The organism is uncultured Duncaniella sp. (assembly GCF_910578445.1).
In the GTDB taxonomy this organism is placed as follows: Bacteria; Bacteroidota; Bacteroidia; order Bacteroidales; family Muribaculaceae; genus Duncaniella.
This window is the reverse complement of record NZ_CAJTQC010000033.1, coordinates 19489-29983: the sequence shown is the minus strand read 5'-3', so window position 1 is coordinate 29983 and position 10495 is coordinate 19489. Positions and strand designations below refer to the sequence as shown.

7 protein-coding genes are annotated in these 10495 nt (G+C 44.9%); all 7 read right to left on the bottom strand.

What is annotated here, in order from left to right; translation table 11 throughout:
• Positions 1–43 precede the first annotated feature (43 nt).
• The 7 genes from QZ311_RS11145 to QZ311_RS11115 all read right to left on the bottom strand — a co-directional run bounded on the left by QZ311_RS11145 (position 44) and on the right by QZ311_RS11115 (position 10223).
• Positions 44–592 carry a hypothetical protein gene (locus tag QZ311_RS11145; protein WP_297067920.1) on the bottom strand — a complete coding sequence of 183 codons (549 nt, stop codon included), beginning with the start codon at positions 590–592 and terminating at the stop codon, positions 44–46.
• 516 nt (positions 593–1108) lie between these two features.
• The gene (locus QZ311_RS11140) at positions 1109–2467 is read right to left on the bottom strand and encodes an oligosaccharide flippase family protein (protein WP_297067918.1); all 1359 of its coding nucleotides are present in this window, start codon (positions 2465–2467) and stop codon (positions 1109–1111) included.
• 110 nt (positions 2468–2577) lie between these two features.
• Positions 2578–3405, bottom strand: a complete 828-nt coding sequence (locus QZ311_RS11135; protein WP_297067915.1) for a hypothetical protein — start codon at positions 3403–3405, stop codon at positions 2578–2580.
• 3 nt (positions 3406–3408) lie between these two features.
• A complete protein-coding gene (locus tag QZ311_RS11130; RefSeq protein WP_297067908.1) occupies positions 3409–4272 on the bottom strand; it encodes a hypothetical protein in 864 nt (287 codons plus the stop codon).
• A 693-nt stretch (positions 4273–4965) separates the two neighbouring features.
• Complete coding sequence (locus QZ311_RS11125) at positions 4966–7014, bottom strand: AAA family ATPase (protein WP_297067905.1); 2049 nt, start codon at positions 7012–7014, stop codon at positions 4966–4968.
• A gap of 335 nt (positions 7015–7349) precedes the next feature.
• A complete protein-coding gene (locus QZ311_RS11120; RefSeq protein WP_297067902.1) occupies positions 7350–9026 on the bottom strand; it encodes a hypothetical protein in 1677 nt (558 codons plus the stop codon).
• 99 nt (positions 9027–9125) lie between these two features.
• Positions 9126–10223, bottom strand: a complete 1098-nt coding sequence (locus QZ311_RS11115; protein WP_297067898.1) for a hypothetical protein — start codon at positions 10221–10223, stop codon at positions 9126–9128.
• Between the last annotated feature and the right edge of the window lie 272 nt (positions 10224–10495).

Here is a 10495-nt window from a genome sequence, read left to right as displayed (position 1 = left end):
TCACCTAAAATTTAACTGTTTAACAGCATGATTTCAATTTTTGTCATGTACTAAAATAGTTTGTATTTACGACATTCATCGTGCTGAACATCAAGCCTTCAAATCTTTGAGGAACATAAAAATTTCGTTCTGCTTCAGATTTATTCTCACTATCCCAAGTTAGTGATTTGCTTATATGTGACATTCCATTATTGTCTGCTTCTCCAATCAGGCTTTTTATTTTTTCTCCCATAAACGGTAAACTGAACACACAGAATACGATAGCAGCAAGAGCCGACAAATGAAGAATATTTATTCGATGATATGCCATATAACACAATAGCAATATAACGATGTATACACTAAAACCAGTTGTGGACATAGTCGATACGACACATGCAGTCATAATCCAAAAACGAGGAGTTTTAAAATTGCATTTAGTCCTCATTAGATAAAATAATAACCCTACACATACCATACAAGCTGTTCGACCTGGTTCCCAAGCAAAACCACAGTTACGTATACTATCTGTCATGTTGATGGTATATATAATAAGTGAAGTTGACTTATCACCATCGGCCTCAACACCAAAGAAGTTTGCTATCAGTTTCATTAGTGGGAACATGCAGATGTTACAAACCCAGAATATCAATGCTATGATACTTAGAATATACGTTACGTTTTCGAACCTTCTGAATATTGATTTCCCGAATATTTTGATGATGATAAAAGCCGATAATATCTCAAGGATAATAAATGGAGAAAGTATAAAGAAAGAACCATGTATAGCCAATTGTGCGCACGTCCACAAAACTACAATCGTAAAAATCCATATTAGTTTCTTATTAAAGAAATTTATTTTATATTTTATAGCAGCAATCAAAGTAAGGCCATATCCTAAAATTAAAAAAAACAGATTGGATTTACCCGTCATATTGAATTGCAGAGCGGGCATCGATGTATATAAATACATCATAAAGAAATAGAAATTCAAGAATCTATCTCTTTTTATTTTTTCAACTTGGTTCATTATTCGTAGGGTAAATACGGTCTTTAATTCAGGGCAAGGGTAATACGGTGTAATTTAAACGAGATCGTTTTCTTATTGATACTTTCGTATTTTTTTGATTTACTTTATCCAAATTCCGGTAGCCTTGTTATTTATCAGTTTGTTTAGTTGGATGCTGAATACTGGCGCATAAAGTAGGTATACAGTTGCCATTGAAAGTACAACTCCGATTGCCCCGAGGAATTTGCCAAGAACAAGCGCGAGAGGTATATAGATGATAAGACCTGCCAGTGTAATGTAAGTCTGTAATTTTATAGTGCCGAATCCATTAATTAATATCGTTTGAAACGTATTCCATGAAAGCGTTATTACATAGATGGATACAGCTGCTGTCATCGCAAATGGTATGTTCATCTTATTTCCAACCCATAATTTATACACTATAGGAGAAACAATGACCATGAGAATTATGACACCGATGGTAAGTAACAATATTTTTTTCAATTTCATATATATATTCTTCATCCAATCAAAATCTTTTTTTGCATATGCGTCTGTAAAAGCCGGCCAAATTGGGGTAAGAAGAATATTGAATACCATTATCGCAACATTCAGGTATCTAAGGGCTACATTATAATTCGCGACCTCTATTGGATTCGAAAAATTAGATATAAAGATGTTTGCAGCCTGCGAGACGACAATAATCTGTATCTGGATTATAAAAAACTTTGCTCCCAGGCCAAATATTTCTTTTACAAGATTAAATCTAACACATCTGAATGACGGTGAAATTTCTTTATATGTGGAAATATAAAGCCAAATCGAAGCAATTATCAATACGACAACCGGCATTGTTGATATGGCAAATGCAAGTTTGGTTAGTGATGGTTCTGTAAATTTTGTGAGGAAAACAATGACTATCAGGGAGACGACATTTCCTATTACAGGAAATAGAGATGCAATAGCTGTTCGCTGATATGCTGATAAGACTGATACTAATGTATTGACAATCATCTGTAGGCAGACGCATGCGAACATCACTTGTAAAGCACTTGTTATTTCTGCATTATATTGATCCGGAGCGTTGAACCAATTAGCCCAAGGGATAAAAGGGGTTATGAGTTCTAGTATGATACCTAATGGAATAAAAATTATCATAAGCATCATGTAGGTTGTTGAAACTAACTGCTTGCCTCTTTCAAAATCATTAGCCGCAATCGCTTCGGTCAGTTTGTTTTTGAGTCCGAGAGTAAAACCGACATCAAAATAATGCAGCATCCATAATACGGATGAAAGTATGAGCCAGATGCCATAAAGTTCATCGGAAACATAACCCAATGTTATGGGGACAAGAAAAAATGTGACAGCTATGCTTATCCCTTTTATGCCGAGTGATGCGATAAAGTTTTTCTTAACTTTTACGCTTCTTTCGTTGCCTGTGGTGACTCTGTTTAATAAGTTCTTGATTTTAAATAACATAAGACTGAAAATATGTTATTATCTTAAATTGTTTATGTCGTTTTCAATTAGAAAGTAACGAAATGTTGGTGTAGTGAGCATATAGAGAAGAGTGTAGAGGGCTCAGAGACTCAAATTTGTATCGTAAGCATTAATTTAAAAAATGATGTTGATGGTAGTTTATTAATTAGATGCTCGATAATATCATTCCTGTAGTCGTCGGAGTTGTCGTCTATGTTGAGGAGATGGATGGTTGTAACAAAGGTATGGAGTACTCTAAGAGTGCGAATATCATAGGAGTCAAAGTCTGCGAGGAGATAGCTATATCTATTAAAAAGCTGTCTTTTGAACGCCGTTTGATTTCGGGTTTCGTAGATCCAAAGATCGCTTTCAAGAAGAATGTTGAGCTTTTGGATGGTATCGTAGATGGGGGATTTAGCGGAATGGTTATTACCTTTGAATTCTTTGTGCCAGCGTTCGAGTGAGATTGAGTACCATCGGAGAGGGCGGTCGATGTAGGCTGGGTCGCAGCGCTTGATGCCGGCATTGATCTGACGGAAGAGGGTGTATTCGTTCACCGATTGATTTCCTTGGATACGTGCCTCAAAGGCTTGCAGAGTGTATTTGTTGATGAAGGCGGAATCTGCTGGTTTACTGTATGCGATACGATGAACAAAATCGAATACATGTATCACTTCCAAGGCATTGGAAACTGACATGGAAGCAATACGCAGACGGATTTCTTTGACCCATTCTTTTGCTGCTTTGCGGACGCGTTCAAGCAATTGCTGATCCTGATTCTCAGAAATGAACATACCGCCTTGGCTTGCTGACTGACAGATCAGATACGCAAAATCTATAGCTTCTTCGATGTCAGAGAAATCTACAATCCGAGTGTCAAGTAAGCTGATTAGTTTACTATTATCAATCGTTGGAACAGCAGTTGTTGTCTCTTCCATAATCTATTGTTTATCCGCAAGATAGTAGGTATATTCCGCAAGTATCATCTGTTGAGCCTTAGAGGTGGCGTCAAGGGAGTTGAGTTTAGAGTAGTTTGATGCCAGCCGCTCACGGTCTTTGTTGAGGATAGCAAAGATGAGCTCAATTGTACCATTGGACCATTCATTAGTTACTGAATCCTTGGTAGCTTGAAGTTTCTCTAATGCAATGTTTGCGGCTGATGAATTTCCTATTATATGGTTAGCCGCATAGAGTAGAATTTGAAGTCGTGCATCGAGTTTGTGATTGTTGAGCCTGACGATGCCCATACGTCCGCAGAATACCGATAGTTTTGCTGCAAGAGATGTTGTCAAAGCCTCATTGTTGTAGAAAGCTCGCAGGGCTTTCAGGAGATGAGGAACGAATGCGTCTATCTGGTCATTAGCACGTGTGGAGCGTTTGGAAAATTCCAGTACTCTTACGTCGGTCACCTTCACGTTGAAGGCTATAGTTCCTACATTATTAAATATGCTGAGGACGATATTCCCTGTTTTACTCTTGGCATTCGGCATATAGTGGCCGATCAGACCCGGAAAATCGCCTTTAACGACCTCTACAATGTCGCCATCCTCAAGTTCAATATCGTCAAGAGAGAAATATGGCAGGCAGTTCCGATATGCTCGTGCGATGTTCTGGAAGTGCATCATACGTTTGTCGTCAATTACTGCATACCGATCTTCGTTACTATGGTCGATCAGGAATGAGAAACCGTTGGACAATCCACACAATTGTTTTATATCATCAAAACTCCCCCTTACAAATACATAGTGGAATGTAAGGTTAAGAGTCCTGAATTTCAGTTCTCCCTGTTTTTCCTCTTTGACCACATAAGTTGGAGCAAATAATTCTAACTTAGTTTTGTTGGTCACATTAAACCGGTCAATAGTCTTCTGAGGGAGATTCCTGTAGGAACTCCTAATAAAATTCAATACATACCAGTTAATGTTTTCCTGATCCGATTGGGAGGACATATGTAAGATAAAGAGTGTTCTTTTACTTAGCTTGATAATAGTTAATTGTCTATCAGTTAAGATTTTAAATCAACTTGACTATCAAACTTCCGAAAAGTCTTTCACAAGTGAGGTTAAAGACTTATATGTTGCTCTCTTATTTAGAGATTCAAGTTTGAGACAAATATCTAATAAATAAAGGCTTAAAATTGCAAATTTGAATACCAATATAAATAAGTCCGTAAAATTATATTTTGATAAGGCAAAAATGCTGGTGCTATTTGGCTGTTATCGAAAAGTTTATTAATTTTGCATACCCAAATTAATCTCTAAATAAGAGATTGTGACTTGAAGTTATAACAAGGCCTCGATTTATGGATTTAAGAGGAGAGACGTTTTTAACATCATCAGTCTTGTATATGCGTCATAGGAATTATGATGTAAATTACGAAGCCCGCAGGCGATTTCGTCTGCGGGCTTCGTAATTTACATCATATATTTGCACTATCATGCTGCTATTTATACCATAATACAAATACACTTAACTCAACTCGAATGTCGAAGGTGGATTTATCTCTTAAGTCGGGCTGCGATCTGGCGGTGGTGTTGGGCTGAGGATGCGTCGCCGATTGAATCGTAGATGTCAGCGAGGAGTGAGTGGAGGGTTGACAGGAGGGGGCGCGGGTAGTCGTTTGTCTCGGTGAGCTTGAGGGCTATGAGACAGCGGTCCATGGCGTTGTGTGGGTCTGACAGATTGTGATATGCCAGTCCCATGCGGACGAGCGAGTCGAAATGGTCGGGCTGGAGGGTGATTACTTTGTCGAAATCGCGAATGGCGGCGTTGTAATCCTCGAGTGTCATGTTGGCAAGTGCGCGTCCGTAGAGAGCTGCCACATGGTCGGGAAGCAGTGTCAGAGCCTTGTCATAGTTGGCGATTGCAGGCAGGGGCATGTCGTCAAGGCGGCAATCGTCGCCAAGCGATGTGTATTCGTGTGCCATGTCCGTGAAACGACGGGTGTCGGATTCAATCCGTGCCTCGAGCTCGGCCACGCGCAGGCGGAGTGAATCTACGATTCCGAGTTTTCGACGTGCAAACCGCATGGCGCTCTCGTTTTCGAGTATTGACCACGACTTGTTTCCTTCGACGAATAGTTCGAACGCTCCGCCAAGGTCTCCCGCATCTGCTTTGGCTATGGCGTTGATGTAGCATTCGTCGGCGTGCGCCTTACGCATGGCTTCGTCGATGATTATCGGGTCGTTAAACGAGCGACTGAAATTTATTATGGCCGGATTGACAAAGATGTCGCGGTCGGCGACGGTGGAGCGCAGCGTCATGCCTTCGAAGCTGCGGCAGCGCGAGAGGGCTACATATGTTTGTCCGCCTGTGAACGCGCCACGCCCCATGTCGATGATGACATTGTTGAACGTGAGTCCCTGACTTTTGTGGATTGTGAGGGCCCATGCAAGTTTTATCGGATATTGTGTGAAGCTTCCGAGTTCTTCTTCATGAATCTTACGAGTCTGAGGGTCGTAGATGTATCGGATATTTGACCATTTTTCAGGTTCGACGGCATGCGTCGAGCCGTTTTCGAGCTTGACTTCGATGAGGTCTTTTGTGAGGGTTTTCACAGTGCCGATTGTGCCGTTTACCCATAGTTTGTCAGGGGAATTTTTGATGAACACTACCTGTGCCCCTTCTTTGAGCGATAGTTCAAGGTCGGTTGGCAGGGAGTTTTCAGGGAAATCGCCCTTTATTGTTCCTGTGAAGACAACAAGCGGCCTTTCGATTGCTTTGAGCTGTGTCTCGTTGATATGGTCGACCATGTCGCGACGCGATGCGAGGGTCATGGTGTGTTTTGAGTCCGGTTGGTCGAGCAGCGATGGTGTCGTGAGGCAGCGTGTGTTGAGGTGCATGAGGTCTTCGCGTGTGACAGCACCGGTGCGGATGCGGTCGAGTAGTTCCACAAAGTCGCTTTCGCTCTGTCGGTAGATTTTGCGCAGTTCGATCGGGACGAGACGTATGCGCTCGAATACACGGGCTGAGAAGAAGAACGGGTCGCGGTAGAATTTCCGCAGGATGTCGCGCATGTCGCCTGACAGGACCGGTTCGAGCTGGAAGATGTCGCCGACGAATAGCAACTGTTTTCCGCCGAATGGTTCTCTCTGGTTGCCGGAATAGGTGCGAAGGAGGAGGTCGACAAAGTCGATTATGTCAGCCCGCACCATTGAGATTTCGTCAATTATTATGAGCTCTATTTCGCGGATGAGTTTGACGAGGTTTCCGGGATATTTCATGCGCTGTTTGATGCGGTCGGGGAGGAAGTCGGGGTCGTCGGGGACAATCGGCTTGAACGGGATGCGGAAGAATGAGTGGAGTGTGACGCCTCCGACGTTGACTGCCGCTATTCCTGTGGGGGCGAGGACTACGTGTTTTTTATGGGTGTGTGAGGTTATGTAGCGCAGAAAAGTCGATTTTCCTGTTCCGGCTTTGCCGGTCAGGAAAATCGACTGTCTGGTGTGTTGTATCAGTTCCCAGGCTTTGATGAATTCCGGGTTGTTGAGGTCGATGTTTTCGTCTGTTGCTTTATGTTTCGGAGGTCTCGAAGCCTTTTTTGCCATGTGGGTGTCTGTGTGATTAGTGATGGTAAGTCCGTGTCCTGCCGGACACGTGGGGTGGGGGAGATGGGATCCCGGGCACATCTTCGCGGAGCTTCGATGTACCCGGTTATGAGTAGGTCTGCGTCCTTCGGACGCGGTTTTGGGTTGGTGGTTAAGATGTCTTGTTGGCTCGAAAGCCGGTTTGAGTCGTAACTGACGGAGAGGCCTGCTGACAGTCAGGAAGGAGACAGCGATGGTCGGAGGAGGTTTCTGACAGTCAGGAGGGAGACAGTGTGAGGGTCAGAGATGGTTTCTTACAGTCAGAGGGAGATTCTGACTGTCGGAGACTATGGGGATTAGAAACGGAAGCCGACGGTCAGGACGATTGAATTGTTGTTGTCGCTGACAGTTCCTGTGGGGGCAATTATGAGGTCGCCTGTCGCATTTTCATTATAGTCGGTAAATGCGCTGAATTTACTTTTGCGAGAACGATGCACATAGGCAGCGTCAGCATAGAAATTCTTGTAGCGATAGCCGAGACCACAGGTAATATATTGTGTCGTCTTGTCGAAAGTGTAGGATGGCAGGGTTTCGGTATCATGCGGACCGCTTGTATATATATAGGTGGCGGCAGGTCCGTTGGGAGTGATGCGGTATCCATCCATTGCTTCGGTAGTGACAGGCGATGTTTCGTAGACATAGCCGGCACGAAGGCTGAACTGAGGTGTCAGACGGTATTCGAGACCGAGGCGCATGATGTTTTGAGCTTTGTAGTAGGTCTTTACATCGGAATTAATGTCTGCGTAATCATTGCCGTTGAAGTCCTGCACTTTAATGTCGTTGGAGGCACGATATTCATAGTCGGCGCTTATGATTGCGCGACCGCCGATGACTCCGGCTGCTCCGACCATCAGACGCCATGGGGTGCGGCTCTTCCAGTCAAATTCATCAAGATATCCTTCGTCTGTGACGGCAGTGCCTTTGAGGGTCTGCCCCTGTCCGTAGGCTGCAGCCTGATAGGCATAGGTCATTGAACCGCTACCTTCGTAGGAAAGATTGTAGTAGGTCGGTGTATGGACGGCGATACCGAGGCGGAATTCGTTGATAGGCTTGAAGATGAGACCGGCCTTGAAGTTGAATCCGCTACCCCAGATATGTTTGTAGTTTCCGAGTGTATAGTCGGCAGTTCCGTTGGTGTATGATTGACCGTCGGATGAAGCAGAGACGTTGGCATTGTCGAAGCTCTCGCTGTAGAACGTCCGCGAGCGGAAGTCGATGTCGGTGATACCGAATCCGATGCCCCAGTAGACGACATCAGATACGTTTCCGCCAAAGTTTATGGAGTATTCGTCAACATGACCTTTCTCCTCGACGCTGACAGCTGCCGATCCTGAAGTGCGGTTATAGTCGTAGAGGCCTGTATATGAGTTGGCATTGGGCGAGATTGGGTTTATGCCGTAGCCGCTATACATGAGGATGCTCGACCATGGTGCGCCTCCATCAAGATAGGGGTTGAAGATATTGTAGTCATTGCTGTAGAGTTCCTGCTGAGTCCATTCATCGGCGTTCGTGAAATCGGCGATAAGGTTGGTAAGCGATGTTTTGATAGCTCCCATGCTGCCGCTATAGCGCCGGTCGAATGATGCGAGTCGCGAATAGCTTGCGCCCCAGTTGAAGAACGGCATTGCAGAGTTTGAACCGAGGTTGACAGAGCCGACGTAGCCGAAGCTGTTACATCCGACGTTGGTATATTTTTGGGTGTTTGAAAAACCTACGGCACTGAATTTCGACGATTGCATTGTGATGTCGAGAGTCGCGGAAAGGTCGCTGCTGCGATAGACTCCGATACCGCCGGGATTCTGGTTGAGGGTGGAGATGTCGCCACCAAGAGCAGTGAACGCACCGCCCATCGACATGAAGCGGGCCGATCCTCTGAGGTCGTTCTGTGATATTGAGTAGGCATCAATAGCTGTCTGTGCCATGATAGCTCCGGGGAGAGCTACAAGCACCCCTGCCAATACTTTCTTGTTCATAAGCTGAAAATTGTGAGTTTTTTAATAGACAAAAAGATTATAAGCACCGTACATCCCGAACATGTGACACAATGTACGGTGCTCTATGAGATGGATTGATTAGTGACGGCCACGGCCTCCGCCGGATGTGCGTGAACCACCGCCTCCGAAGCCTCCACGGCTTCCACCGCCGGTATAGCTGCCGCCGTTGTATCGGCCACCGTTTGTTGTTGATGGACGATTGTAGTTAGAGTTGTTATTATTGTAATCCGGTCGTGTATAGTTGTTATTGTTTGATGGTCGTGTCGTCGTTGTCGGGCGTCGGTTATTAGTAGTCGTATTGGAGTTTATTCCGGGACGGGTGCTTGTCCCGGGTCTGGTTGAAACGCCGGGACGATTACCTGTTGAAGGTCTGTTGACGATAAAATCACGGTTAGCTCCACCGCGATGACGGTTGGAGATACCCGGACGTACGCTTGTGGCCGGAGTTCCCGAGCCATTTGGCAGATGGCCGAATGCTCCCGGATGACGTGGATTGTAAGGGCGTCCGCTTCCCCATGACGGCCCCCAGCCCCACGATGGACCCCAGGCAGGTCCCCATGCGGGTCCCCAAGCCCATGACGGTCCCCATGCAGGTCCCCAGCTCCACGAAGGTCCCCAACCCCAGTTCCAAGACCAGTATGGGTCATACCATGAACCCCAATACCAGCTTGAGTTCCAGCGCCAGTAGTTGCTTGCCCAGTAGGGAGTGTTCCATGCGTTGTAGGGGTAGAAGTAGTCATATCCCCAATAACCTGACGGGGTGTTGACATAGATGTTGACCTCGTCGGGTTCCATATAATAGATATTGGCAAGTTCCTTGTCGCCCGACGCATTTACGATGTCGGGGTTATAGAACTGTTCGATTCGTCGTGTATAGGCAAAGTCGGTAGCCGTTGTGTCGGCGCTCAATGAGTCTGTCGCGAAGATGCCACGGCGGTTATATTCGTCGACGCTGATTGAGCGAGTTCCGTTGACGGTGTAGGTGTCGGCTGCCGGATAGTCGTAGACAACGACGGCTTTACGGCTTGATGATGAATTCTTAGTCTGCGTCTTGGCAGGCTTAGTGGCTTTTGATGCATTGTAGTAGATGTCATCGTCGAAATATGACTGGGCTGACATTAATCCTACGGCTGCGAATGCGGTTGCCACAAAAATTGTAAGTCGTTTAAAGTTCATTGTGTGATATATAGAGAGAAGTGAGAGATTCGATTAACTGCTATCTTATAGTTTAGACACGTGAGATGATTAAAAGTTTAATCATTCACGCGCGCATGTGACATAAATAGCGCAAAAATAACGATTTTCCTGCAAAACCACAATAGCGACGGTTCAATCTCGCACGGCTTTGTGGCAGGACGTTACGGTTGTCACGGGATAAGATAATGGATTGAGACATGCTGAGGTGTGGATATTGCAGGAAGCCTCTTGGTTTTGTGACACATCAAACA